Source organism: Streptomyces sp. NPDC057438, from assembly GCF_042802995.1.
Classification (GTDB): Bacteria; Actinomycetota; Actinomycetes; order Streptomycetales; family Streptomycetaceae; genus Streptomyces.
In genome coordinates, this window is record NZ_JBHVDD010000038.1 from 50,539 (window position 1) to 76,965 (window position 26,427).

24 protein-coding genes and 1 riboswitch are annotated in these 26,427 nt (G+C 72.3%); of the genes, 6 read left to right on the forward strand and 18 right to left on the reverse strand.

Annotated elements, in window-relative coordinates; all coding sequences use genetic code 11:
• Positions 1-257 precede the first annotated feature (257 nt).
• The 4 genes from ACFU5F_RS21660 to ACFU5F_RS21675 form a co-directional block, all read right to left on the reverse strand.
• The gene (locus ACFU5F_RS21660) at positions 258-1,286 is read right to left on the reverse strand and encodes a 6-phosphofructokinase (protein WP_059080709.1); all 1,029 of its coding nucleotides are present in this window, start codon (positions 1,284-1,286) and stop codon (positions 258-260) included.
• A 165-nt stretch (positions 1,287-1,451) separates the two neighbouring features.
• Positions 1,452-2,099: a response regulator gene (locus ACFU5F_RS21665; RefSeq protein ID WP_383889675.1), complete on the reverse strand. Its 648-nt coding sequence runs from the start codon at positions 2,097-2,099 to the stop codon at positions 1,452-1,454.
• 89 nt (positions 2,100-2,188) lie between these two features.
• A complete protein-coding gene (gene macS / locus ACFU5F_RS21670; protein WP_383889623.1) occupies positions 2,189-3,436 on the reverse strand; it encodes a MacS family sensor histidine kinase in 1,248 nt (415 codons plus the stop codon).
• Positions 3,437-3,499: 63 nt separating this feature from the next.
• The gene (locus ACFU5F_RS21675) at positions 3,500-4,333 is read right to left on the reverse strand and encodes a lysophospholipid acyltransferase family protein (RefSeq protein ID WP_383889625.1); all 834 of its coding nucleotides are present in this window, start codon (positions 4,331-4,333) and stop codon (positions 3,500-3,502) included.
• A 197-nt stretch (positions 4,334-4,530) separates the two neighbouring features.
• Here ACFU5F_RS21675 and ACFU5F_RS21680 point away from each other — a divergent pair, with 197 nt between their 5' ends.
• Both ACFU5F_RS21680 and ACFU5F_RS21685 read left to right on the forward strand, forming a co-directional pair.
• Positions 4,531-5,400, forward strand: coding sequence for an alpha/beta hydrolase (locus tag ACFU5F_RS21680; RefSeq protein WP_383889628.1), 870 nt, complete (start codon positions 4,531-4,533; stop codon positions 5,398-5,400).
• On the forward strand, positions 5,393-6,112 hold the full coding sequence (locus ACFU5F_RS21685; RefSeq protein ID WP_383889631.1) for a hypothetical protein: 720 nt from the start codon (positions 5,393-5,395) through the stop codon (positions 6,110-6,112). Before ACFU5F_RS21680 ends, ACFU5F_RS21685 begins: the two co-directional genes overlap by 8 nt.
• Positions 6,113-6,270: 158 nt before the next feature.
• Here ACFU5F_RS21685 and ACFU5F_RS21690 read toward each other — a convergent pair whose 3' ends face one another.
• From ACFU5F_RS21690 to ACFU5F_RS21715, 6 genes are all read right to left on the reverse strand, one after another.
• Positions 6,271-7,020, reverse strand: a complete 750-nt coding sequence (locus tag ACFU5F_RS21690; protein WP_383889633.1) for an endonuclease/exonuclease/phosphatase family protein — start codon at positions 7,018-7,020, stop codon at positions 6,271-6,273.
• A 139-nt stretch (positions 7,021-7,159) separates the two neighbouring features.
• Complete coding sequence (locus ACFU5F_RS21695) at positions 7,160-8,113, reverse strand: ROK family glucokinase (protein WP_059080715.1); 954 nt, start codon at positions 8,111-8,113, stop codon at positions 7,160-7,162.
• A 93-nt stretch (positions 8,114-8,206) separates the two neighbouring features.
• Positions 8,207-8,728, reverse strand: coding sequence for a DUF5304 domain-containing protein (locus ACFU5F_RS21700; protein WP_383889635.1), 522 nt, complete (start codon positions 8,726-8,728; stop codon positions 8,207-8,209).
• A 57-nt stretch (positions 8,729-8,785) separates the two neighbouring features.
• Positions 8,786-9,973: an ArsA family ATPase gene (locus tag ACFU5F_RS21705; protein ID WP_383889638.1), complete on the reverse strand. Its 1,188-nt coding sequence runs from the start codon at positions 9,971-9,973 to the stop codon at positions 8,786-8,788.
• Between the two features lie 117 nt (positions 9,974-10,090).
• Positions 10,091-10,531 carry an SRPBCC family protein gene (locus tag ACFU5F_RS21710; RefSeq protein WP_383889640.1) on the reverse strand — a complete coding sequence of 147 codons (441 nt, stop codon included), beginning with the start codon at positions 10,529-10,531 and terminating at the stop codon, positions 10,091-10,093.
• A gap of 84 nt (positions 10,532-10,615) precedes the next feature.
• Positions 10,616-11,413: a metallophosphoesterase gene (locus tag ACFU5F_RS21715; protein WP_319368432.1), complete on the reverse strand. Its 798-nt coding sequence runs from the start codon at positions 11,411-11,413 to the stop codon at positions 10,616-10,618.
• 306 nt (positions 11,414-11,719) lie between these two features.
• On the opposite strand from ACFU5F_RS21715, the gene ACFU5F_RS21720 reads away from it, so the two are divergent.
• Complete coding sequence (locus ACFU5F_RS21720; RefSeq protein ID WP_383889642.1) at positions 11,720-13,516, forward strand: AMP-dependent synthetase/ligase; 1,797 nt, start codon at positions 11,720-11,722, stop codon at positions 13,514-13,516.
• 17 nt (positions 13,517-13,533) lie between these two features.
• Here ACFU5F_RS21720 and ACFU5F_RS21725 read toward each other — a convergent pair whose 3' ends face one another.
• Both ACFU5F_RS21725 and ACFU5F_RS21730 read right to left on the reverse strand, forming a co-directional pair.
• Positions 13,534-15,120, reverse strand: coding sequence for a GMC oxidoreductase (locus ACFU5F_RS21725; RefSeq protein WP_383889678.1), 1,587 nt, complete (start codon positions 15,118-15,120; stop codon positions 13,534-13,536).
• 194 nt (positions 15,121-15,314) lie between these two features.
• Positions 15,315-16,457, reverse strand: a complete 1,143-nt coding sequence (locus ACFU5F_RS21730) for a glycosyltransferase family 4 protein (protein ID WP_383889644.1) — start codon at positions 16,455-16,457, stop codon at positions 15,315-15,317.
• A gap of 158 nt (positions 16,458-16,615) precedes the next feature.
• Here ACFU5F_RS21730 and ACFU5F_RS21735 point away from each other — a divergent pair, with 158 nt between their 5' ends.
• On the forward strand, positions 16,616-17,842 hold the full coding sequence (locus ACFU5F_RS21735) for a glycosyltransferase 87 family protein (RefSeq protein ID WP_383889680.1): 1,227 nt from the start codon (positions 16,616-16,618) through the stop codon (positions 17,840-17,842).
• A gap of 27 nt (positions 17,843-17,869) precedes the next feature.
• On the opposite strand, the gene ACFU5F_RS21740 is transcribed toward ACFU5F_RS21735, so the two are convergent.
• From ACFU5F_RS21740 to ACFU5F_RS21760, 5 genes are all read right to left on the reverse strand, one after another.
• A complete protein-coding gene (locus ACFU5F_RS21740) occupies positions 17,870-19,123 on the reverse strand; it encodes a hypothetical protein (RefSeq protein ID WP_383889647.1) in 1,254 nt (417 codons plus the stop codon).
• 61 nt (positions 19,124-19,184) lie between these two features.
• Complete coding sequence (locus ACFU5F_RS21745; RefSeq protein WP_383889649.1) at positions 19,185-20,216, reverse strand: NlpC/P60 family protein; 1,032 nt, start codon at positions 20,214-20,216, stop codon at positions 19,185-19,187.
• Between the two features lie 315 nt (positions 20,217-20,531).
• Positions 20,532-21,569, reverse strand: a complete 1,038-nt coding sequence (locus ACFU5F_RS21750; RefSeq protein WP_383889651.1) for an NlpC/P60 family protein — start codon at positions 21,567-21,569, stop codon at positions 20,532-20,534.
• 260 nt (positions 21,570-21,829) lie between these two features.
• Positions 21,830-23,173 carry an NYN domain-containing protein gene (locus tag ACFU5F_RS21755; RefSeq protein WP_383889654.1) on the reverse strand — a complete coding sequence of 448 codons (1,344 nt, stop codon included), beginning with the start codon at positions 23,171-23,173 and terminating at the stop codon, positions 21,830-21,832.
• Between the two features lie 33 nt (positions 23,174-23,206).
• Positions 23,207-23,446: a hypothetical protein gene (locus ACFU5F_RS21760; RefSeq protein ID WP_383889656.1), complete on the reverse strand. Its 240-nt coding sequence runs from the start codon at positions 23,444-23,446 to the stop codon at positions 23,207-23,209.
• 198 nt (positions 23,447-23,644) lie between these two features.
• Here ACFU5F_RS21760 and ACFU5F_RS21765 point away from each other — a divergent pair, with 198 nt between their 5' ends.
• Together ACFU5F_RS21765 and ACFU5F_RS21770 are read left to right on the forward strand one after the other, a co-directional pair.
• Complete coding sequence (locus tag ACFU5F_RS21765) at positions 23,645-24,400, forward strand: rhomboid family intramembrane serine protease (RefSeq protein ID WP_383889658.1); 756 nt, start codon at positions 23,645-23,647, stop codon at positions 24,398-24,400.
• A complete protein-coding gene (locus tag ACFU5F_RS21770) occupies positions 24,397-24,678 on the forward strand; it encodes an Lrp/AsnC family transcriptional regulator (protein WP_037693480.1) in 282 nt (93 codons plus the stop codon). Before ACFU5F_RS21765 ends, ACFU5F_RS21770 begins: the two co-directional genes overlap by 4 nt.
• A gap of 37 nt (positions 24,679-24,715) precedes the next feature.
• On the opposite strand, the gene ACFU5F_RS21775 is transcribed toward ACFU5F_RS21770, so the two are convergent.
• Complete coding sequence (locus tag ACFU5F_RS21775) at positions 24,716-26,086, reverse strand: aminotransferase class V-fold PLP-dependent enzyme (RefSeq protein ID WP_383889662.1); 1,371 nt, start codon at positions 26,084-26,086, stop codon at positions 24,716-24,718.
• A gap of 119 nt (positions 26,087-26,205) precedes the next feature.
• Positions 26,206-26,321, reverse strand: a riboswitch (SAM riboswitch).
• Between the last annotated feature and the right edge of the window lie 106 nt (positions 26,322-26,427).

Genomic DNA, 26,427 nt, shown 5'->3' on the forward strand with positions numbered 1-26,427 from the left:
AGTGGCTCGGGGGCGCGGGATGCGTCGGCGGGTGCGGGTGGGTGGGGGCTGGTCGCGCAGTTCCCCGCGCCCCGGAAGAGCAGGGGCTGCGCCCGTGCTTCTCGGGCCCGCCGCCGGTCATCTTTCAGGCCGCTCGGGGCCGGTCTCCAGGCCCGCAGGAGCCTGGTCTTTCAGGGGTGCGGGGAACTGGCGCGACAAGCCCCACCGGGCCCGCGGTCGCCGACGAACCCGCACCCCCGACCCATGACGCGTCCGCCTCAGCCGAAGAAGACCCCGACCTCCTCGTACAGCTTCGGGTCGACGGTCTTCAGCTTCGCCGTCGCGTCGGCGATCGGGACGCGGACGATGTCCGTGCCCCGGAGGGCGACCATCTTGCCGAAGTCGCGGTCACGCACCGCGTCGATCGCGTGCAGCCCGAAGCGCGTGGCGAGCCAGCGGTCGAACGCGGACGGGGTGCCGCCGCGCTGGACGTGGCCGAGGACGGTCGTCCTGGCCTCCTTGCCCGTCCGCCTCTCGATCTCCTTGGCCAGCCATTCGCCGACCCCGGAGAGCCGGACATGGCCGAAGGAGTCGAGCGAGCCGTCCTTGAGGACCATCTCCCCGTCCTTCGGCATGGCCCCCTCGGCGACGACCACGATCGGCGCGTAGGAGGCCTTGAAGCGGGAGGTCACCCAGGCGCACACCTTGTCGACGTCGAAGCGCTGTTCGGGGATGAGGATGGCGTTGGCGCCGCCGGCCAGGCCGGAGTGGATGGCGATCCAGCCGGCGTGCCGGCCCATCACCTCCACCACCAGCACACGCATGTGCGACTCGGCGGTGGTGTGGAGCCGGTCGATGGCCTCGGTCGCGATGCCGACGGCCGTGTCGAAGCCGAAGGTGTAGTCCGTGGCGGAGAGGTCGTTGTCGATCGTCTTCGGGACGCCCACGCACGGCACCCCGTACTCGTCCGACAGGCGCGCCGCCACCCCGAGCGTGTCCTCGCCGCCGATGGCGATGAGCGCCTCGACCTCCTGCTTGGCGAGGTTGTCCTTGATGCGGCGGATGCCGTTCTCCTCCTTGAGCGGGTTGGTGCGCGAGGAGCCGAGAATGGTGCCGCCGCGGGGCAGGATGCCGCGGACGGCGGGGATGTCGAGGCGGACGGTGTCGTTCTCCAGCGGACCCCGCCAACCGTCCCGGAAGCCCACGAAGTCGTAGCCGTACTCCTGCACGCCCTTGCGGACGGCGCCCCGGATGACGGCGTTGAGCCCGGGGCAGTCGCCGCCTCCGGTGAGTACTCCGACGCGCATGGAAAAGTCCCTTCGCCGCGGTTGCCTGGTGAGGGTCACGCTAATAGTGATCCAGGTCACTTCGACATGTGCGGGAAGGTCAATTCCGGCGAATTACTGTCTATAGAGGGTGAGTTGATCGTAGTTGATCAAATCGCCTTCACTCTATGGGGTGATTCGCGGCGTTTACTCGTCGTCGAGACCGCGCTCTATGGCATAGCGGACCAGTTCCACCCGGTTGTGGAGCTGGAGCTTGCCGAGGGTGTTCTGCACATGGTTCTGGACCGTGCGGTGCGAGATGACGAGGCGTTCGGCGATCTGCTTGTAGCTCAGGCCCTTGGCGACGAGCCGGAGCACCTCGGTCTCACGGTCGGTGAGCTGCGGGGCCTTGGGCTCGTCGGCACCCGGCGCCGGGGCGGGCTCGGAGGCGAGGCGGCGGTACTCGCCGAGCACCAGGCCCGCGAGACCGGGGGTGAACACGGGATCGCCGACCGCGGTGCGGCGTACGGCGTCGATCAGCTCCTCCGTCGAGGCGGACTTCAGCAGGTAGCCCGTCGCGCCGGACTTCACCGCCTCCAGGACGTCCGCGTGCTCCCCGCTCGCCGACAGGACGAGCACCCGCAGCGCCGGGTTCGCGCCGACCAGTTCCTTGCAGACCTGCACGCCGGGCTTCGCGGGCAGGTTCAGGTCCAGGACGAGGACGTCCGGTGCGGCGGCGTGGGCGCGCCGCACCGCCTGCTCGCCGTCGCCCGCCGTGGCGACCACCTCGAAACCCGACTCGGCCAGGTCGCGGGCGACGGCGTCGCGCCACATGGGGTGGTCGTCGACCACCATGACCCTGAGCGGGCCGCCCCCGCCGGGCTGTGCGCCCGCGTCCGCCGGCCCGGCGCTCCCCACGTTCTGCTCGCTCCGCACGTGCTCCGTCACCGCTTCTCCGCCTTCCCCCGTACGCCCTTGGGCCGTTCCGCGGCCCTGGGCACCTTCAGTTCGACCTCGGTGCCCTGGCCGGGCACCGAGATCAGTTCGGCCGTACCTCCGATGTCGCGCAGCCGTCCCCGGATGGAGAGGGCCACGCCGAGCCGCCCCTCGCCCTCGGCCTGGACGAGCCGGCCCTCGGGGATGCCGGGGCCGTCGTCCCGTACGGTCACGACGATCTCGTCCGGCCAGTCCTCGACGAGGATCCAGGCCCGCGCCCCCTCGCCCGCGTGCTCGCGCACATTGTCCAGGGCCGCGCCGACGGCCGCCGCCAGCTCCCGCGCGGCTCCCGGGGCCAGCGGCACCGGGCCGCCGGGCTCCGAGAAGGTGACCGTCCCGCTCGCGTACGGGGCGAGGAGGGCCCGCAGGTCCACGGGGTCCCGGCCGTCGCCGCCGGGCCCGTCCGGTTCGTCCACCGCCCGGACGAGCGCCCCCTCGGCCGCGTCCTCCGACACCCGGGAGACGGGGACCAGGCCGCCGGAGACCAGGGTGCGCAGCGCGACCTCCTGCTCGCCCGCCATCCGGCCCAGTTCGGCCGCCTCGCCGCCGAGGGCGGTGCCGCGCCGCTGGACCATGGCGAGGACCTGGAGGACGCCGTCGTGGATGTCCCGGGCCAGGCGTTCGCGTTCGCGGGTGGCGGCCTCGATCTCCAGGGCGCGGGCGAGGGTGCGCTCGGAGGCGCGGGCCACCTCCACGACGTACCCGATGGCGATGGAGGCGACCCAGACCAGGAGCACGTTGTGGACGGTGTCGCGGGTGGGGGCGCCGCGGTGGATCAGGTTGGCGACGGCGACGAGCGTGGAGGCGAAGGCGGCCCAACGCCAGCCGCCCTTGATGGCGAAGGCCAGCACGGCGCCGGCGGTCCATATCGACGGCAGGGTGGGACCGCCGGCCTCGACCCGGGCGGCCGAGTCGGCGAGCCGGGTGAGCAGGATGCCGGTGATCGCGACGGTGAGGTCGGCCGCGAGGAACCGCTTGGTGCAGCCGGCCGCGCTCGCCACCCTCGGCAGGGTCAGCAGCGTCCAGGCGGCCAGCACCGCCAGGTAGGCGATGGCCAGCCACGGGCGCTCGAACTTGTCGTACGCGCTGACGAAGAGGCCGATGGCGTAGATCGCCGTCAGGACCCGGTAGCCGGTGAGGGCACGCCACAGCGGCTGCTCGACCGACATGCGCATGACTCGTTCACGCTCAGGCATATCCCCCACCCCACCCCACGACGATCGCGTCCGGGAACGCGACCGTACCCGGGAAAGCGGCCGTTACGAAGCCGGCCGGTCCCGGTCCGCCCGGGTGTTCTCCGCCTGTTCCCGCTCTTCCCCGGCCGGCCGGTCCCCGCCCGGCTGCTCCTTCTCGGTCTTCCCGGCCTTCTCGGCCTTGGCGAGGGCGGCCCTGGCGGCCCTGTCGGCTTCCTTGCCCGCCTTCGCCGCCTCCGCGATCTGCCGTTTGGCGGCGGTCGCGTAGATGTCGACGTACTCCTGGCCGGAGAGCTTCATGATCTCGTACATGACCTCGTCGGTCAGCGCCCGCAGGACGAAGCGGTCGTGCTCCATGCCCTGGTAGCGGCTGAAGTCGAGGGGCCTGCCGATCCGGATTCCGGGGCGCATCACCTTCGGCAGGACCTTGCCGGGGGGCTGGATCTTCTCCGTGTCGATCATGGCGACGGGGATCACGGGCGCGCCGGTGGCGAGGGCCACGCGGGCCAGTCCGCCGGGCTTGCCCCGGTAGAGGCGGCCGTCGGGCGAACGGGTGCCCTCGGGGTAGATGCCGAACAGCTCGCCGCTCTCGATGACCTGTATGCCGCTGTTGATGGCGGCCTCACCCGCGCCCCGCGCACCGGAGCGGTCCACCGGGAGCTGGCCGACGCCCTTGAAGAAGGCGGCCGTCAGCTTGCCCTTGAGGCCCGGGGTGGTGAAGTACTCCGCCTTCGCGATGAACGTGACCTTGCGGTCGAGGACGGCGGGGAGGAAGAACGAGTCCGAGAAGGACAGGTGGTTGCTCGCGAGGATCGCGGCGCCCTCGGGCGGAATGTTCTCCAGGCCCTCCACCCAGGGCCGGAAAGTGACCTTGAGCGGTCCCCCGATAGCGACCTTCATCGCGCCGTACAACACCCGAGTGCCTCTCTTCGTTCTGTGGATCAGACCTTAACCCGGACGCCCGGGGAAGAGTCCCGCACCCCTGGCCGGTGTCGGCCCCCGCCGCGCGAAGCCCCTGGTCGGTGTCGGAGCGGTCGCGTACGGTGAACCACATCCGGACTGCATTCACACCCTTCTCACGAACAGGAGACCGAACCGTGCCGGTCCTTCCTGGAGCCGAGCCGTACCACCACCAGGGCGGGGAGGTCGGAGTCCTCCTCTGCCACGGATTCACCGGGTCCCCGCAGTCGCTGCGCCCCTGGGCGGAGTATCTCGCCGCACAGGGCCTGACCGTCGCGCTACCCCTGCTGCCGGGGCACGGCACCCGCTGGGAGGACCTGCGTCCGACCGGCTGGCAGGACTGGTACGCGGAGGTGGACCGCGAGCTGCGGGCCCTGCGCGAGCGCTGTGCGCACGTCTTCGTCGCGGGGCTGTCCATGGGCGGCGCGCTGGCGCTGCGGCTGGCCGCGAAGCACGGGGACGCGGTCGACGGCGTGGTGGTCGTCAACCCGGCGAACAAGGTGCACGGCCCGGCCGCGCACGCCCTCCCGCTGCTCCGGCACTTCGTCCCCACCACCAAGGGGATCACCAGCGACATCGCGAAGGAGGGCGTCGAGGAGGTGGGGTACGGCCATGTGCCGCTGCACGCGGCGCACTCGCTGCGCAACTTCCTCCGTCTCGTCGACGGCGATCTGCCCCAGGTGACCCAGCCGTTGCTGCTCCTGCACAGCCCGCGGGACCATGTGGTGCCGCCCGTCGACTCCGAGCGGGTCCTCGGCCGGGTGTCGTCCACGGACGTCACGGAGATCCTGCTGGAACAGAGCCACCATGTCGCGACGTTGGACCACGACGCGGACCGGATCTTCGAGGAGAGCCTCGCGTTCGTCACCCGGCTCGTGACGCGGCCCGGGGCGGCGGACGTGAAGGACTCCGACGCGGAATCCGTACAGCGGTCCGACGCGGGACCCGCGTCCCGGACCGGTCCGGGATCCTTTGAGCAGAGGGAAGGGACGGCCACTGGTGGCTGAGCACGACTCCGAGCGTGAGCCGGAGGAGAAGGGAGCGCCCCTCGGCGCCTCGCCCGGCGACTCCGCGGGCGGCTCCTCGGGCGGCTCCGCGGGCGCCGCGTCCGGCGAGTCGCCGGGTGGCAGCGCCGATGAGGAGCAGCACGGCATGGGCGAGGAGCAGCACGTGCCGTTCGACGAGGACGCCGCGTGGCGGGCCATCGTGGCCGGGTTCGGCACCGAGCCGCCGGACCCGCCGGGCTCCAAGCCGTTCCGGTCGGTGGAGGATCTCGCGCTGCTGGAGGCCGAGCCGGAGGACGCCGAGGACAAGTCCCCGGGTGCCGCCGGCCCCGCGTCCCCGAGGCCGCTGGGCAGCTCGGTCGCGTTCGCACCCGGCGTCGGCGCGGGTCCGCGCGACTACAGCGTGCCCGACCCGGTCGGCGAGGACCCGGACCAGGACGACCCGGACGCCGACGACGAGGACGGGGAGGGCCACTTCGTGCCGCCCGAGCCGCCCCCGCTGCCGGAGGCCGACACGACCGCCAAGTTCGCCTGGCTTGGGGTGATCGGCGGCCCGGTCCTGCTCCTGCTCGCCGTGCTGCTCGGCTGGGACATGACCTGGTGGCTCACGACCCTGGGCATCGGCGGTTTCCTCGGCGGTTTCGCCACCCTGGTCATGCGGATGAACGGCGACGACGAGGGCGAGGACGATCCGGGCCGGGGAGCTGTCGTCTGACCCCACCGTCCACTCGGCATCACCGACGAGGGCCCGCCCGGTCACGCCCCGGGCGGGCCCTCGCCGCTGCCTGCGTGTCCCGGCCACCGGGGTGGCCGTCGTGTCCGAGGGCCTGCCGGTGCCGTCGACCGGGCCAAGGCGCACCCGGGCACCGTGGGTCAGGGCTCGGCGGGGACCCGGAGGGCGGCCAGGACCGGCAGGTGGTCCGTGGCCGCCCTCAGGTCGTCCTCGCGGATGCCGGGATGGTCGAGAGGGACGCCGCAGCCGAGGACCTCGATGCCGGACGTGGCCAGGATCGCGTCGATGCGCTGGTGGGGGTCGGTGGGCGTGGAACTGTACTCGCCGCCCCAGGGGGTGGTGGTCCAGCAGTCCTGGAGTTCTCCGGCGAGGCGGCGGAAGGTGCGGCCGTCCGGGCGCTCGTTGAGGTCGCCGCCCGCGACCGCGTGGGTCACGCCGAGGCCGGCCAGCCGGTCCAGGAGCAGGCCGCCCTGCTCGTACCGCTCGTCCTTCTGCAGGGAGAGGTGGCAGGACAGGACGCCGAGGCGGGCGCGGCCGAAGCGGACCACCGCCGTGGCGAAGCCGCGTCGGTGCAGGCCGGGGGTGAGGGGCAGCAGCACGTCCTCGGTGTGTTCGACGGTGGCGCGCAGGCCGCACAGCAGTGCGGGGCCGGAGGCGGTGGCGCCGCCGGAGAGGGTGACCAGGCCGGAGGCGGCGGCGAGCCGGGCGAGTTTCTTGCGCCACCGGAAGAAGCGGGGGGCTTCCTGGACGAGCACCAGGTCGGGGGCGCAGGCGGCGATCACCCGGGCGAGGGCGTCGGTGTCGTCGCGCATCGAGCGGATGTTGTAGCTGAGGACGCGGATGGTCGCCGAACCGTCGGGGTTCGTCCGGGAGTTGGGCAGCGGCGTCATGTGGATCAATGTACGCGGCGGTGCTCCGCCGGGAGGGCCGGGAAACGACGGGTCGTCCGTTCGGCCGACTGCCGGTGGGGACCGGCCGCGCCGACCCCCGCGCCCCTGGAGAACGGGGCGCGGGGGTGGCGACCGGTGTCTACATGATCGGGTCGGGCTCTCTCGCCAGGTCCGCCGCGCCCACCAGGCCCGCGTCGTTGCCCAGTCGGGCGGCGACGACCTCGGCCACCGGGCGCCAGTTGCCGCCCACGAGCCAGCGCTTGTAGGACTTGCGGATCGGGTCGAGGACCAGTTCGCCCTCGTCCGACAGACCGCCGCCCACGATGAAGGCCGACGGGTCGAACAGGGAGGCGAGGTCGGCAAGACCTGCGCCGGCCCAGCGGGCCAGTTCGCGGTAGGAGTCGACGGCCACGGGGTCGCCCTGGCGGGCGGCCATGGAGATGTGCTTGCCCTCGATGCCGTCGGGGGTGCCGTCACCGAGGCCGAGGAGGAGTTCCGCGTTCTCGGGGGTGGCGTTGGCGCGCTGCTGGGCGTACCTGACCAGGGCCCGCCCGGACGCGTACTGCTCCCAGCAGCCCTGGGAGCCGCAGCCGCACATCAGTCCGTCGGGGACCATCCGGATGTGGCCGAACTCGGCGGCGACGCCGTAGTGGCCGCGGCGCAGCTTGTTGCCGATGATGATGCCGCCGCCGAGGCCGGTGCCCAGGGTGATGCAGATGACGTTGCGGTGGCCCTTGCCGCCGCCGAACTTGTACTCGCCCCACGCGGCGGCGTTGGCGTCGTTCTCCACGACGACCGGCAGGCCCACACGGGCCTCGACCTTCTCCTTGAGCGGCTCGTTGCGCCAGTCGATGTTGGGGGCGAAGTAGACCATCGACCGCTGCCGGTTGACGTAACCGGCCGCGCCGATGCCGACGCCGACGATCTCGTGTCCGGCTCGCGCGCCCTCGACGGCGGCGGCGATGGCGTCCACGATCCCCTCGGGCGTGCCCGGGGTCGGCACCTTGTGGGTCGAGAGGATGTTGCCTTCCTCGTCGACCACACCAGCCGCGATCTTGGTACCGCCGATGTCGACGCCGATGGTGAGTCCCATGAATCCCTCAGTTTCGGTCGAGCCCCGCTACGGCCAACCGTACCCGAGGCCCCGCCCCCGCAGTCCCGGCGTCCGCCGGGCGGACGGCCGGCGTCAGTCCAGGTCGATGCGCTCGCCGGGGCCCGGATCGTCGCCCTGGCCGCGGCTGTCCCGGTGGGAGGTGTCCCGGCTCGTCCAGCGCCGCTCCTGGGCCTCGACGGCGGAGCGGTACGCGGCCAGCAGTTCGCTGCCCGCGGAGGCCAGATGGTCGAAGACGTCGGGGTTGCGTTCGATGACGGGTTCGACGGCGGCCTTGGCCTGCCGGACGACCTGGTCGACCATCTGCTGGGCCGCGCCGCCGGCGACCACGCCGAGCAACGGGGACTGCAGCCCGGACAGTTTCTCCGCGACGGTGTCGACCAGCTTGCGCAGTTCCTCGGCGGCCGAGCCCGGCTGCGGACCGTACGCCGCCCGGCGACGGGCCTTCTCCGCGGCGAGGTCCTCCTCGCAGGCGGTGGCCCAGGCGTCGGAGTCGGTCGCGCGCACCCGGTCGGTCGTGCGGTCCTGCTCGGCCGACCGCGCCTCCTCGGCCGCGTCCTGACGACCGGCGTCGGACGTGGGGCGCTCTTCGCTCATGGCGGGCTCCTGCCTACGGTTCGTACCCTCGACGTTACCCGAACGGGCGTATGCGGTTCACCCCGTCCGGGGCCACAACCGCGGGTCCGGCGCGAAGCGGATCCTCAGTTCCCCCTCGCGCAGGGCCGCGCCGTCGACCGTGCAGCGGCGCAGTGCCGACGGGAGCGGAACGATACGGCGGAACTGTCCCGCCGTGAGGACCAACTCGTCGCCGCGCCGGACGAGATCCAGCTCGTCCCGTATCGCCCCGGGCAGCGGGATGTGCCAGACGAGCACCCCCTCGTCCCCGAGCCTGTCGGTGACGGCCCATTCGACCCGGGCCGGCACGTCACCCGCGCCGGGGACACCGAGGGCGGTGAGATCGTCACCGCCACGGGGGTCGTGCCCGAGGTGGGCGACGCGCCGTACGGAACGGGTCCCGCCCGCCGCCGGCGCCTCCTCCCACTCCTCCAGCGCCTTGCGCTGCTGGGCGACGAGGCCGGCGAGCCAGGTCTCGTGCGCGCCCTCGGGCAGCACGCGGTTGGCGATCAGCATGTCCACGGGCAGGGCCCGCAGGGCGAGTCCGACACCGGCGAGGCGTACGTGGTCGGCGCCGGCCGGGCCCGGCTCGGCGACCAGCCGTACGGTCGTCCCCGGGTCCTCGACGACCGCCGCGACGGCGGCCAGTTCCACGTCCCAGCGGGCGGCCGTCTCGTACAGCCACTCGGCGGGCATCGGCACTCCGGCGAGCCGCCCGAGGACCGGCCGCAGCGCGCGGGCCGCCTGCCGCTCGGGCGGGAGCAGCCGCCGCAGGTACCGCCGCAGCTCCTCCGGGAGGGCCAGCAGCGCGAGGGCCTGCGGGGCGGGCGGCAGGTCGACGACGAGCAGGTCGTACGCCTCCGACAGCGCGGCGTCGCGCAGCGCGCGCAGCAGGGCCAGTTCCTCGGCGCCGGGCAGGGGGGTGAGCTCCTCGGCGTCCAGCCGGGCGGCGCCGAGCATGCCCAGCACGGACGCGGCCCGCTCCTGGAAGGCGACGAGGTCCTCGCGGAACCCGGCCGCGGCGTCGGGCCGCCAGGCGGTGAGGTCCGGCGCCACCCGCACGGGTTCCGGTCCGGTCGCCGTACCGAGCACCACGCCGAGGCCGTCGGCCCGGTCCGCGCTCAGCACGAGCGTCCGCGCGCCCTCACGGGCCGCCTCGACGGCCGTGGCCGCCGCGACCGTCGTGCGGCCGCCGCCGCCTGGCCCGGTGATCAGGATGGTGCGCATGAGGGTGAACGGTAACCCAGCGAAAGGGGGGTCACCGACACACCGGCGCGGTGAGGGGGCCGGGCCCGGCCGTCCGTGCCGCACGGACGGCCGCGGCCGGGACGGCTGCCCGGCGGTCTACTTCCCGGACTCGACGCGCTTCTTCAGGCCCGCCAGCGCCCGGTCGATGATGACCTTCTCCGCCTTGCGCTTGATCATCCCGAGCATCGGGATCTTGACGTCGACGGTGAGCTGGTACGTCACCTCGGTGACCGAGTCGCCGACCGGCTTCAGGATGTAGGAGCCGTCGAGCGACCGCAGCATCTGGGACTTGACCAGCGTCCAGGAGACCTCGTTCGCCCCGGTCCAGGTGTAGGCCAGCGTCTGGTCGTCCTTGATGGCGCCGGCGTCCATGACGAGCCGGACCTGCTCGGCGCGGCCCTGGCCGTCGGCCCGGAGCACCTCCGCCTCCTTCACCTCGCCCGTCCAGTCGGGGTAGTGGGCGAAGTCGGCGATCACTCCCATGACGTCGGCCGCCGCAGCCTCGATCGTGATGCTCGAACTGGTGAATTCCGCCATCGCCGTGGCTCCTCCAGAGACTGTCCGGTGAGGGAGGTGGGTGCGCACGTATGTGCAGCGTGAAGGCTACCGCCTGCCAGGGCCTCACCATTCCAGCGCCCACGGCTTCCCGGTCCCCGCGAAGTGCCCCACGTTCACACACTCGGTCGCCCCGATCCGCATCCGCCGCGCCAGGGGCTGGTGGACGTGCCCGAACAGGGCGTACCGGGGCCGGGTCCTGCGGATGGCGTCCAGCAGCGCCCGACTCCCCCGCTCGAAGCGGCGCGCCACCGTGTCGTAGACCAGTTCGGGGACCTCCGGCGGGATGTGCGTGCACAGCACGTCCACCTCCCCCACCGCCTCGATCTTGGCCGCGTACTCCTCGTCGCCGATCTCGTAGGGCGTCCGCATGGGGGTGCGCAGGCCGCCGCCCACGAAGCCGAAGACCCGTCCGCCGATCTCGACGCGTTCGCCGTCGAGCACGGTCGTTCCCGGGCCCGCGTACTCGGGCCACAGGGTGGGCATGTCGACATTGCCGTAGGTGGCGTACGTCGGTGTGGGGAAGGCCGCGAACATCTCGGCGTACTGCTTGCGGACGGCCTTCTCGATCACGGCGGAACGCTCCTCCTCGACGCCCGACCACAGCCGGGCCCCGAGTTCGCGTGCCTCCTCGAAGCGGCGGGCGGTGCGCAGTTCGACGAGCCGGGTGGCGTTCTCGGCGCCGAAGAGGTCGGGGAAGATGCCCCGGGAGTGGTCGGCGTAGTCGAGGAAGAGGACCAGGTCACCCAGGCACACCAGGGCGTCGGCACCCTCCCCCGCCCTGGCCAGGTCGCGCGCGTTGCCGTGCACGTCGCTGACCACGTGGATGCGTGTCCTGTCGTTACCGCCCGGTGTGCGTGCCATGACGATCAAGCGTAGGCCTGTGCGGCATACGTGAACAGAGCCGGTCGGACGTGTGGTTACTGGCCAGTCAGTAAGTTGGGGGATTATTCTGCTCGGAGCACCCCCCGCGTGTGACGCGAAGAACATCTCGCCCGGCCCCCCTCGCGGAGAGGCCATACCGACGGGTAACGTCCGGGCAGTCCAGTTGTGCTCAGGTTTTCAACCAGTAGGAACAAGACAAGCGGACCTGAGCGCTCCCCCGTCCTTGGACCGCACCGTCGCAGCACACAGAGTCGTGGCGCCGGCGCCCTATGAGGAGCAGCAGTCTTGCGCGAGTTCAGCCTTCCGGCTTTGTACGAGGTCCCGACGGACGGCAATCTGACGGACATCGTCCGTAGAAACGCCGCGCAGCACCCCGATGTCGCCGTCATCGCCCGCAAGGTGGACGGCGTCTGGCAGGACGTCGACGCCGTCCGGTTCCTGAGCGAGGTGCGGACGGCCGCCAAGGGGCTCATCGCCGCCGGGGTGCAGCCGGGCGACCGGGTCGCGCTGATGTCCCGCACCCGGTACGAGTGGACCCTGCTGGACTTCGCGATCTGGACGGCCGGCGCGGTGACCGTGCCGGTGTACGAGACGAGCTCGCCGGAGCAGGTGCAGTGGATCCTCGCCGATTCGGGCGCGACCGCGATGGTCGTGGAGCTGGACGGGCACACGGCCGCCGTCGAGTCGGTGCGCGACTCGCTGCCGGCGCTGAAGCACGTCTGGCAGATCGAGGGCGGCGGGGTGGAGGAACTGGGCCGCCTCGGCCAGGACGTCACCGACGCGGCCGTCGACGAGCGCAGCTCGCTGGCGAAGGCCGACGACCCGGCGACCATCGTCTACACCTCCGGCACCACGGGCCGCCCGAAGGGCTGTGTACTCACCCACCGCAGCTTCTTCGCCGAGTGCGGGAACGTGGTGGAGCGGCTGCGGCCGCTGTTCCGCACGGGCGAGTGCTCGGTCCTCCTCTTCCTCCCGCTGGCGCACGTCTTCGGACGGCTCGTGCAGGTCGCGCCCATGATGGCGCCGATCAAGCTGGGCACCGTCCCGGACATCAAGAACCTCACCGACGAGCTGGCCTCCTTCCGGCCGACGCTGATCCTCGGCGTGCCGCGGGTCTTCGAGAAGGTCTACAACTCGGCGCGGGCCAAGGCGCAGGCGGACGGCAAGGGCAAGATCTTCGACAAGGCCGCGGACACCGCGATCGCGTACAGCAGGGCGCTGGACACCCCGTCGGGTCCGGCCGTCGGTCTGAAGATCAAGCACAAGGTGTTCGACCGGCTCGTCTACAGCAAGCTGCGCGCGGTACTCGGCGGCAAGGGCGAGTTCGCGATCTCGGGCGGCGCCCCGCTGGGCGAGCGCCTCGGCCACTTCTTCCGGGGCATCGGCTTCACGGTCCTGGAGGGCTACGGCCTGACCGAGTCCTGCGCGGCCACCGCGTTCAACCCCTGGGACCGCCAGAAGATCGGCACGGTGGGGCAGCCGCTGCCGGGTTCCGTCGTCCGGATCGCGGACGACGGGGAGGTGCTGCTGCACGGCGAGCACCTGTTCAAGGAGTACTGGAACAACCCGGGCGCGACCGAGGAGGCGCTGGCCGACGGCTGGTTCCACACCGGTGACATCGGCACCCTCGACGAGGACGGCTATCTCAGCATCACGGGCCGCAAGAAGGAGATCATCGTCACCGCGGGCGGCAAGAACGTCGCCCCGGCCGTGATCGAGGACCGGATCCGGGCGCACGCCCTGGTCGCGGAGTGCATGGTGGTGGGCGACGGGCGGCCGTTCGTCGGCGCGCTGGTCACCATCGACGAGGAGTTCCTGGGCCGCTGGGCCGCCGAGCACGGCAAGCCCGCGGGCTCCACCGCGGCGTCGCTGAGCGCGGACGCCGATCTGAACGCGGCCGTGCAGGCCGCGATCGACGACGGCAACGCCGCGGTGTCGAAGGCGGAATCGGTGCGGAAGTTCCGCATTCTGCCCTCCCAGTTCACGGAGGAGACGGGTCACCTGACGCCGTCCCTGAAGCTCAAGCGCAACGTGGTGGCGAAGGACTACGCGGACGAGATCGAGGCGATCTACCAGAAGTAGTCAGACACGTACGACGGCTATGGCGCGGCGTCCTCCACGAGGACCCGCGCCATCGTGCGTTCGGCGAGCGCGGTGATCGTGACGAACGGGTTCACCCCGATCGAGCCGGGCACCAGCGAGCCGTCGGTGACGTACAGGTTCGCGTACCCCTTCACCCTCCCGTAGTCGTCGGTCGCCCTGCCCAGCACGCAGCCGCCCAGCGGGTGGTAGGTGAAGTCGTCGGCGAACACCTTGTTGGACGAGCCGAACAGGTCGTAGCGGTACATCGTGGAGTTGGCGGAGTTGATCCGGTCGAAGAGTTTCTTGGCCATGGACGAGGAGACCGCGCTCTGGGCGGCGCTCCAGCCGAGCTTCGCGGAGTCGCTCGCGGCGTCGTAGGTGAAGGAGGCACGCTCGGTGTTCTTGGTGATCGCCAGGTAGAGGCTGACCCAGTGTTCGAGGCCGGTGGGCAGCGGGGCTATCTCGGCGAAGACGGGGTTGGCGGTGTTGGCCCAGTCGTCGATGCCCATGACCGGCATGGTCGACTGGTTCGCCCCGACCGTGTCCCACAGGTGGTTGGCCCGGCCGAGCATCACGTTGCCGTTCGGGCCCCAGCCCGCGCCGACACTGGCGTCGAGCGCGGGCAGGGTGCCTTTCGCCCGGGCGCGGACGAGGAGTTCGGTGGTGCCGACGCTGCCGGCGCCGAGGAACAGGTAGGTGCAGCCGTACTCCTTGGTCTCGACGACCGCGCCCGTGCCGTCGATCCGGTCGACGGTGACGACGTACGTCCCGTCGCCCTGCCGGCGGATGCCCCGGGCCCGTTCCATGGTGTGGATGGTGACGTTGCCGGTGCCGAGGGCTGCGGCGAGGTACGTCTTGTCCAGGCTCTTCTTGCCGTGGTTGTTGCCGTAGATGACCTCTCCTGCGAGGGCCGACTTCGTCGCGGTGCCGGCGGCCTCGCGCCGCATGTGGTCGAAGTCGTAGACGCTCGGCACGAAGGTGGTCCTGAGTCCCGCCTTGTGGGCGTGGGCGCGGGAGACCCGGCTGAAGCGGTACCACTCCGTGGATTCGAACCACGCGGGGTCGACGGTGTTGACGCCGAGCATGGAGCGGGCGCGCGGGAAGTACGTGGCGTACATCTCGGCGGTGTCGACGGTCGGGAACTGCTCGGCGAAGTACGACCGGAGCGGGGTGACGGCCATGCTGCCGTTGACCAGGGAGCCGCCGCCGACACCGCGGCCCAGGAAGACCGACATGTTGGCGTGGCGCACGCGGTCCAGGACGCCGGGGTAGCGGCTGATGTCCTGGTTGACGACGTCCAGCCAGAGGAAGGTGGCGAGCGGGGCCTCGGTCCGGGTCTTGAACCACATGGACCGCTCGTCGGGTTCCTTCGTCGAACAGAAGATCTTGCCGTCGGCGCCGGGGGTCGTCCAGGCCCGGCCCATCTCCAGGACGAGGGTGCGGACACCGGCCTGGCCGAGGCGGAGGGCGGCCACGGCCGCGCCGTAGCCGGAGCCGATGACGATCGCGGGGGCGTTGTCGACCGCGTCGGGCTCGGCCGCCCGGGCGGACTGGAGGCCGATGCGGGTGAGGCCGAGGGCGGCCGCGCTCTGGAGCGCGGCCATACCGAGGATGTGACGTCTCGTCAGCTGACGCTGCATCAGTTTTGCTGTCATGTGCGCAGCATGTGCGGATTTCCGGGCTCCGGCTAGGGGCAGGTCCGGAGCAGGAGCCCACTATCGGGGTGCGGGGTGATCCCGGAAGACGACTTCCGGTCGTCTTGTGGCTGGTCGCACGCTTCCCCGCACCCCGCACGGGGCTACAGCAAGGATGTCAAAGTTTCCGCCAACAGGTCCCAGCGCCATTTCTCCTCGACCCACTCCCGCCCCCGCTGCCCCATGCGTTCCCGCAGCTCCCGGTCGCCGAGGAGCGTGCCGACGCGGTCGGCGGCCTCCTCCGGGGAGTCGCCGCGTACGACCCAGCCGGTCTCGCCGTCCAGGACGGCGTCGGGGGCGCCGCCGGAGTCGCCCGCGACGACGGGCAGTCCGGTCGCGGAGGCCTCCAGGTAGACGATCCCCAGCCCCTCCACGTCCAGTCCGCCCCGGCGGGTGCGGCACGGCATGGCGAAGACGTCACCGGCTCCGTAGTGGGCGGGCAGCTCGGCCCAGGGGACGGCACCGGTGAAGCGGACGGAACCCTCGCCCCCCGTCTCGCCGGCGAGCCGGCGCAGCTCCTTCTCGTACGGTCCGCCGCCGACGATCAGCAGCACCGCGTCCGGCTCCTTCGCCAGGATGCCGGGCATCGCCCGGATCAGCGTGTCCTGCCCCTTGCGCGGTACCAGCCGGGACACACAGACGACGACCGGGCGGTCGGTGAGCCCGAGCCGGGCCCGGACCTCAGCGCCGCCGGAACCGGGATGGAAGGTCTTCTCGTCGACACCGGGTGGCAGCTGGACCATGCGCCCGGCCGCGTCCGGGGTGAGCGCCGCGGCGATCCGGGAGCGGGTGTACTCGCCCAGGTAGGTGATCGTGTCCGTGCCCTCGCCGATCCGCCGCAGCAGCTGCCGGGCGGCGGGCAGCTGGGCCCAGCCCGCCTCGTGGCCGTGCGTCGTGGCCACCAGCCGCCGCGCGCCCGCCCGGCGCAGCGCGGGGGCCATCAGGCCGAGCGGGGCCGCGGCGCCGAACCACACCGACGTGCAGCCGTGTTCCCGTAGCAACGACACCGCGCGGCGGGTGACGGCGGGCGTCGGCAGCAGCATGGTCGTCCGGTCGCGTACGACGGTGAAGGGCTGCTCGGCGTCGAAGTCGGCCGTCGCCCGCACGCCCTCGCGGCTCCGCTTCCACGTCGAGGCGTAGACGACGACCTGCTCGGGGTCCAGCCGCAGCGCCATGTTGTGCAGGAACGCCTGGATGCCGCCGGGCCGGGGCGGGAAGTCGTTGGTGACGATCAGGGTCTTGTGCATCGCCGCCGACCCTACCCAACCGCCGTCGGCACCCGCCCGCGGGCACGTCCCCGTCCGGCCGGGCTCCACGGCCGCTCCACGGACCGGCGTGGGACGATGTCCCCCACAGATGCGGGGCGGGGCGCGAACGAACGGGTACTCACGTGGCTCAGACGGACATGACGGGCTCTCGACGCGTCCCGTTCGGGCTGCTCACCCTCTGGGGCGCGACCCGGCTGCTCCTGCTGCTGTTCGTCTTCAAGGTGTACGTCTTCCCGGGCCCGGACGTCACGGGCGACGTCTCGGTGATCTACCGGGGCTGGTACGAGACCCTGCGTGCGGGAACGTATCCCCTGGACGACGTCACCTGGCAGTACCCGCCCGCCGCCGCCCTCCCCATCCTCTCCCCCGCGCTGCTGCCGTTCCTCGACTACACGTCGGCGTTCTTCGTCCTCGCCCTCCTCGCCGACCTGGCGGTCCTCGCGCTGCTCCTCCACGCGGGCACGCGCCCCGGGAAGACCCGGGAGGGTGCCTGGGTGTGGGTGGTGGGTCTGCCGCTGCTCGGCCCGACGGTGTACGCCCGCTACGACGTGATGGTGACGGCGGTGGCGGTCGCGGCCCTCCTCGCCGGGAGCCGTCACCCACGCGCGATGGGGGCGCTGACGGCCTTCGCGGCCCTGCTGAAGGTCTGGCCCGCACTGCTGCTCCTGGGTGCCCGCAGCCGCGTCGCCTGGGCGTGGGCGGCCGGCACCGGCCTCGCCGTGGCCACGCTGTTCGCCGTCTCCCTGCCCGGCGCCTTCGCCTTCCTGACGTTCCAGCGCGACCGGGGCACCGAGGTGGAGTCGCTGGGCGCCCTCGTCTTCCACGTGGCCCGCCAGTTCGGCTGGGACGGCAAGGTGCTGCTCAACTACGGCTCGGTGGAGTTCCTCGGCGACCACGTCGACACCGTCAGCAAAGCGGCCCTGCTGCTCAGCGGGGTGGCGTTCGCCTGGCTGCTGCTGTGGCGGGTGCGGGCCCGGCGGTTCGCGCCGCACACGCTCGCGGACGCGGCGTTCGTGGCGGTGCTGATGTTCACGGCCACGAGCCGGGTGATCAGCCCGCAGTACATGGTGTGGCTGGTCGGCCTCGCCGCGGTGTGCCTCTGCTTCCGGACGAGCCGTATGGGTCTGCCCGCCGCCCTGATCCTGGTGGCGTCCTTCGTGACCGTCCTGGAGTTCCCGATCTGGTTCGCACACGTCGTCGCCAGTGACGGTCTGGGCGTGACCCTCCTCTTCGTCCGCAACGGGCTCCTCGTCATCGCGGCCGTGCTGGGCGCGTTCGAACTGTGGCGCGACGCGGTGCCTCGGGCCACGCCGAACCCGCTCGAGGGCCGGGCCGACCCCGCGAAGGAGCCTCTGGGTTCCTGAGCCGCCTTCTCCGGGGTGCGCCCGCCCTCACCCCAGTTCGGCCCGCACGTACTCCCGCCACCGCACCGTGAAGTCCTCGACCGTCGTCCCCAGCACCTCCCGCAGCGCCCCTTCCACCGCCCCCTCCCGCGACGCGTGCGCACCGACCGCCCGGTAGAACGCGTCGAGGCGCACCTCGCCCCAGCGGTCGGCGATCATGCGGCAGGCCAGCCAGCCCCCCTCGTACGCCTCGGCGAGCCCGCCGGAGTCGTCGGAGAAGCCGAAGTCGGCATCGGCGGGCAGGCCGGCCGGGGCCCGGCCCTCCGCGACGGCGCGCCGCAGTTCGGGGGCCACGTCGGCGGCCGTGCGGCCGGTACCGCGGTAGCCGACCCAGTCCGCGTAGCCCTCGGAGAGCCAGAGGGGGGTGGACGCGTCGGTGTGGGCGCGGGTGGCGACATGGGTCGTCTCATGGGTGAGGACGACCTGCTTGCCGAGGCCGCCGAGCAGGGCGTACGCCTCGGGGTTGACGACGATCCGGTCCGCCGGGACCTTCGCCGCGCCACCCGTCTCCCCGGTGGTGACCGCCGCGATCCCCCGGTATCCGGACGCGGGCGCCCCCAGCAGCCCCGCCATCTCCTCCAGCGACTCGGGGACGACGACCATGACCCGCCGCGCCCAGTTGCCGCCCCACGCCTCGGTGACGGCGGGCACGGCCCGGTCCGCCAGCGCCGCGTACGCCCGCAGATCAGCCGTCGGCCGCCCCACCCCCAGCACGAGGCTGCGCGCCCCGCGCACGGCCCGTATCGGTCCCTGCTCCCACAGCTGTTCGGTGCCGTTCTCCGCGGGCTCGTCGGCGGCGACCCGCCACCTCCCGTCGGCGTCCCGGACGAGGTTCAGCGTGCGGGCGGCGGTGACGGGGGCCCGGTCGTAGCCGCGTATCCGGTAGCGGAGGGCGGCCTCGGCCGTGGCCCGGTCCCCGGAGCGGTGGAAGGCGGTGAGGTCGTAGGACCAGGAGGCCAGCGGCAGGCCGCGGAGGTTGGTGAACTCGGCCTTTCCGGTCGCCAGTTGGCCGGGGACGGGGGTCGCCGCCTCGGTGGCGCGGTAGGCCGCCCCGTCCCGTTCCAGCACCGCCGCGGCCCGGCGGTCGAGCATCCGCCGCACCTCGGCGCGAGAGGCGTCGGGCGTCGCGGTCCCCCCGCAGCCGACGAGGAGGGCGAGGGCGAGCGCGACCGCCGGTAGGGCACGTCCGGGGCCCGGGAGCCCCCCGGACCCGGCACGCGTCGTACACCGTCCACCAGCCACGTTCCCGATCGTACGGGGCACCGGCCCCCGGCCGACGGGGGCGGCCGGGGGCCTGCGGCGGTCAGGGACGGGTGACCGAGGCGATCGGCATCATGCCGACGGGGTCATAGCGGACCGGGGCGCCCGGGTAGGGGGCGTGGATGACCTGGCCGTTGCCGACGTACATGCCGACATGGCTGGCGTCCGGCCGGTAGGTGACGATGTCGCCGGGCCGGGCCTGGGAGAGCGGGACCTGGGTGCCGGCGTACCGCTGGGCCTGCGAGGTGCGCGGCAGACCGACGCCGGCCTGTCCGTACGACCAGACCATGAGGCCGGAGCAGTCGAAGCCGTGGGGCCCGGTGGACCCCCACACGTACGGCTTGCCGAGCGCGGAGCGGGCGGCGGCGACGGCCGCGGCCGCGCGGCCGCTGGGTGCCACGGCGCCGGAGGGGTCGGGCATCCCCGCCCGGCCGGAGTCGGTGGAGCGGGAGGCCCGGTCGTACGCGGCCCGCTCCTCGTCCGGCAGGGAGTTGAGCAGCCGGCGGGCCGCAGCGAGCTTCCCCTCGACGGCCCGCTTGTGCGCGGCGACGGCCTTGCGGCTCCTCTCCAGCTCGGTGAGCTTGCCGCCGGCCTCCGCACGGTCCTGGGAGAGTTCGCGCATGGCCTGCCGCAGGTCGTGGAGTTCGCCCGCCTGGTGGACGCTGATGCGGTCCAGTGCGGCGGCCGTGTCGAGGTAGTCGTCCGGGTCGTCGGAGAACAGCAGCGCGATCGAGGGGTCCACGGCACCGGAGCGGTACTGGGCGCCGGCGAGCGAACCCAGCGACTCCCGCATGGTGTTGACGCGGTCCTGCTGGCGGGCGATCGAGTCCTGCGCGGTACCGACCTGCTCGCGCAGCTCGTCGGCGCGCTCGTCGGCCTTGTTGTAGGCCTCGGTGGCCCGCTCGGCCTCCTCGTACAGCCGGTCCACCTCGGCCCGGGTGGTGTCGTGCGGCGCGGCGGCGGCCTGCTGGACGGGGATGGCGCCGAGGGCGGCGGCAGCGGCGGACAGCACACCGAGGGCGGCGGCCGCGCCCCGGTCGAACCCGGACGGTACAAGGCGACTGTGGGACACCACGGGAAGCCGCACTCCCTTCGACGACGGACAGGGCCCTCCCGTGGCCGGAGGGCGACCCCCGGGAGAGGGGTGCGCTCACAGCGGGTGAGGGAGGCGCGGCCGACAGTAGCCGCGTGACCGTGTCACAGCCAAAGACCTCCGCGACCACACAGCGTGACGTCCGGGCTGGAACCCAGGTCACCGGCCGGGACAGGGGTCAGCGCGAGGTGCGGGAATTCGCCCGTTCGGGCGGCACTGTGTCCTGATCTTGAAGAAAAACGGGCCGACCGTCACGGAGTGTGACAGTCGGCCCGTTCTCGGCGGGCGCAGGGGAGGTCAGCCGACGACGCGGACACCGAACTGGAAGGAGCCGATGGTGCTCATCGACTCGTAGCGGACGACCTTGCCCGGGTACGGGGCGTGGATGACGGTGCCGTTGCCCGCGTAGAGACCGACGTGGCCGAGGTTGTTGAAGAACACCAGGTCGCCCGGCATGAGCTGGTCGCGGCCGATCTTCGTACCGTCGTTCTGCTGCGTGTACGTGGTCCGGCTGATCGACACACCGGCCTGGGCGTACGCCCACTGGGTGAGCCCGGAGCAGTCGTAGGAGTTGGGGCCGCTGCCGCCGGAGACGTAGGGCTTGCCGAGCTGGGTGTCCGCGGCGGCGAGGGCGGCCGCGCCCCAGCTGGAGGCGGGCGTCTCCTTGCCGAGGTCGACGCGGTCCCCGGCGTCGCGGCTCGCGCGGGTCTCCTGCTCGTCCAGGGACGCCTTCTCCGCGGCCGTCAGGCTGTTGAGGAGCCTGTTCGCCGCGGCCAGCTTGTTCTGGACTTCCTTCTTCTTCTTGGCCAGGGTCTCGCGGGTGTCGGCGAGGTCCTCCAGCTTCTCCGTGGCCTCCTGGCGCTGCTGCGCGAGTGCGCGCTGCTTGTCCTGGATCTTCTTGAGCGCGTCGACCTGCTGGCTGGTCAGCTGGTCGAGCGTGGCGGCCTTGTCCAGGTAGTCGTCCGGGTCGGCGGAGAGGAACAGCTGGATCGAGGAGTCGATGCCGCCCGAACGGTACTGGGCGCTGGCCGCCAGGCCTATGCCCTCACGCAGCTCGTTGAGTTCTTCCTGGCCCTTGGCGACGTTGTCCTGGATCGCGGAGATCTCCTTCTCGAGCTTCTCCTGCTTCTCCTCGGCCCCGTTGAGCTTGTCGGTGGCCCGCCCGGCGTCCTCGTAGAGCTTGTGGACCTTGGCCTTGACCTCGTCCTTGCTCGGCTTCTCCGAGGGCGCGGCGTTGGCGGCCTGCGAGGAGATGGCCACGGCAGCGGCGGCAGCGGTGGTGAGCACGGTCACGCGCGCACGGCTCGGCTGCTTCGGTCGACGGTGGGACGCCACGGTAGGTGAACTCCTTCATTGGAGCGACCGGCCGGCGGGGACTCCGGCGACGATCACCCGTTCAGAGGTTTGAGCCCAGACCCTAGTGACCCAACGGTGATCACTTCAAATCCCCCACAGGAAAAATCCCACCCCACGGCGCACAATTTACACTCAACACACATCCAGTAATGCCCGGTTGACGCTACGTTGCGCAACAGTTCCGTCAATTCGGGCATTACGCCTGTTCATTACCGTTGCGGGCGTACGACACCGAAGGGTCAGGAAAGCCGCTTGAGGAGCACCGCGGAGGCCACCGGGCGGGCACCCGCCTTGGCGATCCCGTCGGCCACCTCGCGGTCGGTGGACGCGACGATGACGGGCCGGCCGGGCGGCTCGGCGCGCACCAGTTGACGGATCAACTCGTCGGCGGTGACACCCGGCTTGGAGAACAGCACCCGCACCCCGCGCGGCGGCGCGAGCAGCACCGGCGCGGCCAGCTCGGCCCCGTCGAAGACACAGGTGACCTCGGCGCCGGTCTGCGCGGCGAGCTGGGAGAGCTGCCCGAGGAGCCTGAGGCGCTGCTTCTCCAGCGGCATCTGCGGATAGCCGGTCTTGGTCACGTTGTAGCCGTCGACGACCAGATGCGCCTGCGGCAGCGCCAGCAACTGGTCCAGGATCGCCGGGTCGTTCTCCGACAGCGCGCGGGCGGCGATGTCCTTCGGGGTCATCCGCCCCGGCTCGACCGCGTCGACGGTCTCGGCGGGCCGTACGGAGACCGGCGGCAGCGCCAGTTCCCGGCGCAGCCCCTGGGCCGCGTCCAGCACCGTGTCGAGCAGCAGCCGTACGCGCATGTCCTCGACGCTGCGGCCCTCGCGGGCGGCCCTTCGGGCGGCCTCCAGGGCGGCCTCCGCCTCACCGAGCCGCGCCTTGAGCCGCCGGCTCTCGCTCTCGGCCGCGGACACCTGGGCGTGCCCCTCGGCGCGCGCGGTCTCCGTCTCGGCGTGCAGCTTGCGCAGGGCGGCCTCGCCCCGCTTGACGTCGCTGAGGGCGGCCCGGAGCTTGCGGTGCAGGGAGTCGGCCTCCTTCCGCGCCGCCTCCAGCTCCGTACGCAGCCGCTCCGTCTCGGACTTGGTGTGGGCGCGGGCCTCGGCGAGCTGCTCGCGCAGCCGGTCCAGTTCGGCCCGGCTCTCCTCGTCGGCGCGCTCGGCGTCGGCCCGCAGGGCCTCCTCACCGGCGGCGGCGACCAGCTTCACCCAGCCGGTGGGACGCAGCACATAGGCCGCGGCCGCCACGTCCAGCGGGTCCGCGGCCGGGGGCGGCGCGCCCGTGTCGAGGGCGCCGGCCAGCTCCGGGTGGGCCTCCCGGAACCGCTCGCCGATCCGCTGTCTGAACAGCGTGTCGCTCTCCACCGCGGCCGCCATCGCGTTCCCGGCGAACTTCACCCGGCGCGTCGGGGTGAACCGGGCGTACTGTCTGAGCTGTGCGGGCAGTTCGGCGACGGTCAGGCCGCCGAACCCGTCCGAGACGATCTGCACGACCCGTCTGCGCACGCCCTCGGGCAGCGGACGGTCGAGCACCTCGGCGGCGCCGTCGGCCGGCCCCCCGCCTGCGGTCTCCACCATCCGTCACCCCAATGTCTGTGCGGACCGGCTCCCTCAGGAGTCGGCGTCCGGCCTGTCCACGAGTTCCACCTGGTCCACGGCGTTGCACCAGCGGCAGCGCACCGACTCGATGGTCTCACTGACCACCTCGCGCTCCTCGACGTTGGGCTGCCCGGCGAGGTCGAGGTGCACGTACTCGACGACCTTCGACGAGCGGGTCACGTCGAACCGCGTGAGATTGCCACAGAGCGTGCAGCGCCAGCGGGTGGTGTCCGTCGGCAGGGGAACCGTCATCGTGGCTGCTCTTCCTTCTTCCAGTCTCCGTGAAGCGCCGGCGTCCCGGTGCTTGTGGCTCGTAACCCTACGGCCTGACCGGCACCGGACGCCTGTTCGCCCACGGTGGGGGCGCCGATCGGTTCCGGCGGGCCTGCCGATCCGCGCGGGCGGCGAGGCGGTCTGTGCGGGTGGGTCCGGTTACGTCATGCTCTGCGCATGATCGGCAAGTGGGTCACCCCGGCCGCCCGGGCCGTACGGAACGAGTCGGCTCCCGTCACGTACGGGCTGATCGCCGTCTGCTGTGCGATCTTCCTGATCGGGCCTGCGGCGGGCCTCAACCCCGTGTACGGCACCGGGGACGGGCTGCTCGCCGCGCAACGGGCGTACTTCCACCGCTGGGGCGTCGTCCCCGTGGAACTCTTCGACGGCACCCCGCGGGCGGCGCTCACCCCCCTCACCGCGCTCTTCGTCCACGGCAGCTGGCTGCACCTGCTGGGCAACATGCTCTTCCTCTTCGTCTTCGGCGCGATGGCCGAGGAACGCATGGGCCGGGTGGCGTTCGCCCTGTTCTACGTGAGCTGCGGCTACCTCGCGCTGGTGGCGTACGCGGCGGCGCACGCCGGGTCGCCGCAGTCGCTGGTCGGCGCCTCGGGGGCGATCTCGGCGGTCCTCGGCGCGTTCCTGTACCTGTTCCCCCGGGCGCGGGTGACGAGCCTCCTGCCGTTCCTCTTCTTCCTGCCCCTGCGGTTCCCGGCGTGGGTGACCCTGCCCTTCTGGGTGAGCCTGCAGTGGCTGGCGGCGGGACGGCAGACCTCGGGGCCGGGCGTCGCCTATCTGGCGCACCTGGTCGGGTTCGGACTGGGGTTCGTCTACGCGTGGGGGCGTTACGGCCGTAGGGCTAGAGTGAATCCGCCAGCGGACGCCTCGAAGAACGTCCCTGCTCCGGCCCCCGAGGGAGAGAACCAGCCGTGATCACCGCGATCGTCCTCATCAAGACCAGCGTGGACCGGATTCCGGAGATCGCGGAGTCGATCGCCGCGATCGAATCCGTGACCGAGGTGTTCTCCGTGACCGGTACGTACGATCTGGTCGCCATGGTCCGGGTGAAGGAGCACGAGGACCTCGCGGACGTGATCCCCGGCCGCATCAGCAAGATCCCGGGCGTCCTCGGCACGGACACGCACGTCGCCTTCCGCGCCTACTCCCAGCACGACCTGGAGGCTGCCTTCGCCATCGGGCTGGACGGCTAGCAGCCTCCCCCACGGCCGAACGCCCCGGCGGTGGCGGTCAGACCGCCGGGACGCAACGGCCGTCCTCCGTGCGGTAGTTCCACTGCGCGCCGTCGCGCACGAGTTCCTTCACCGCGCGTACGAACCGCTCCACGTGCTCGTCGGGGGTGCCCGCTCCGAAGCTCACCCGGATCGCGTTGAGGGAGCGCTCGCCGGGGGCCGCCTCGGGGGCGCCGCACTCGCCCTGGGTCTGCGGGTCGGTGCCGAGGAGGGTGCGGACGAGGGGGTGGGCGCAGAAGAGGCCGTCGCGGACGCCGATGCCGTACTCGGCGGAGAGGGCGGCGGCGAAGTGGGAGCTGTTCCAGCCGTCGACGACGAAGGAGAGGACGCCGACGCGCGGGGCGTCGTCCCCGAAGAGGGAGAGGGTCCGCACCTCGGGCACCTCGGCGAGCCCGGCCCGTACGGTGTCGATCAGATACCGCTCCCGGGCGACCAGGGTGTCGAACCCGGCCTCGCCGAGGGCCTTGCAGGCGGAGGCGATGGAGTAGGCGCCGATGACGTTGGGCGAGCCGGCCTCGTGGCGGGCGGCGCTCTCGTGCCACTCGACGTCCACGCCGCCGTCCGTGCGCCGGGTCACCTTGCGGCTGGCACCGCCGCCCGCGAGGTACGGGTCGGCCTCGCGCAGCCAGTCGGCGCGCCCGGCGAGCACGCCCGAGCCGAAGGGCGCGTACAGCTTGTGCCCCGAGAAGGCGACCCAGTCCACGTCCAGCTCCTGTACGGAGACGGGGTGGTGGGGCGCGAGCTGGGCCGCGTCGAGCACGATCCGCGCGCCGTGCGCGTGCGCGGCGGCGGCCAGCTCGCGCACCGGCCAGATCTCCCCGGTGACGTTCGAGGCACCGGTGACGCACACCAGTGCCGGCCCGTACGGATCGCGTGCCGCGAGGGCGGCCTCCAGGGTGGTGACGGCCTGCTCCGGCGTGCGGGGCGCGTCCAGGTAGGTCACCCGCGCCTTCCGCCAGGGCAGCAGCGAGGCGTGGTGCTCGGTCTCGAAGACGAAGACCTGGCAGTCGGCGGGGAGGGCCTCGGCCAGCAGGTTCAGGGAGTCCGTCGTCGAGCGGGTGAAGATCAGCTGGTCGTCGGCCCGGCAGTCGAGGAACTCGGCGACGGTCTTCCGGGCGTTCTCGAAGAGGTCCGTCGACAGCTGGGAGAGGTACCCGGCGCCCCGGTGCACGCTCCCGTAGTACGGCGCGTACGCCGCCACGTCGTCCCAGACGCGCTGCAGGGCGGGGGCGCTGGCGGCGTAGTCGAGGGCGGCGTAGGTGACCTCGCCGCCGGTGACGAGTGGGACGGTGACATCTCGCCCCAGAACGGGCAGCGGGGTGCAAACGGACCGGTCGGCGGCAAGGGTGGAGACGCTGGAGACAGACATGGGGAACTCCCGTGAGAGGGCATGCCGAAGAAAGGCACGCTGAAGGAAGGAAAAGGGGTGCGCGGAGGCGGGGCTCGGCGGCCCTATCGCATTCGCTTGCTCACGGAAGAACTCCCTCGAAGCCGCGCTTGCCGTAGACCTCGCTGCCTACGGCCCGGTCTTCACCCGGGGCACCCCGCCACGGAAGGAGGGTTGCCGGACAGCCAGCCGGGGCTATGGGCTGTCACTCATGACCTGAACCTGAACGTACGCGAGGTGATCGTCGCGCCGCAACTCGCGTCCGGATACCGGGACGGGGTGCCTGAGGGGTGGGGGGTGCGGGGTTCGTCGGCGGGTGCGGG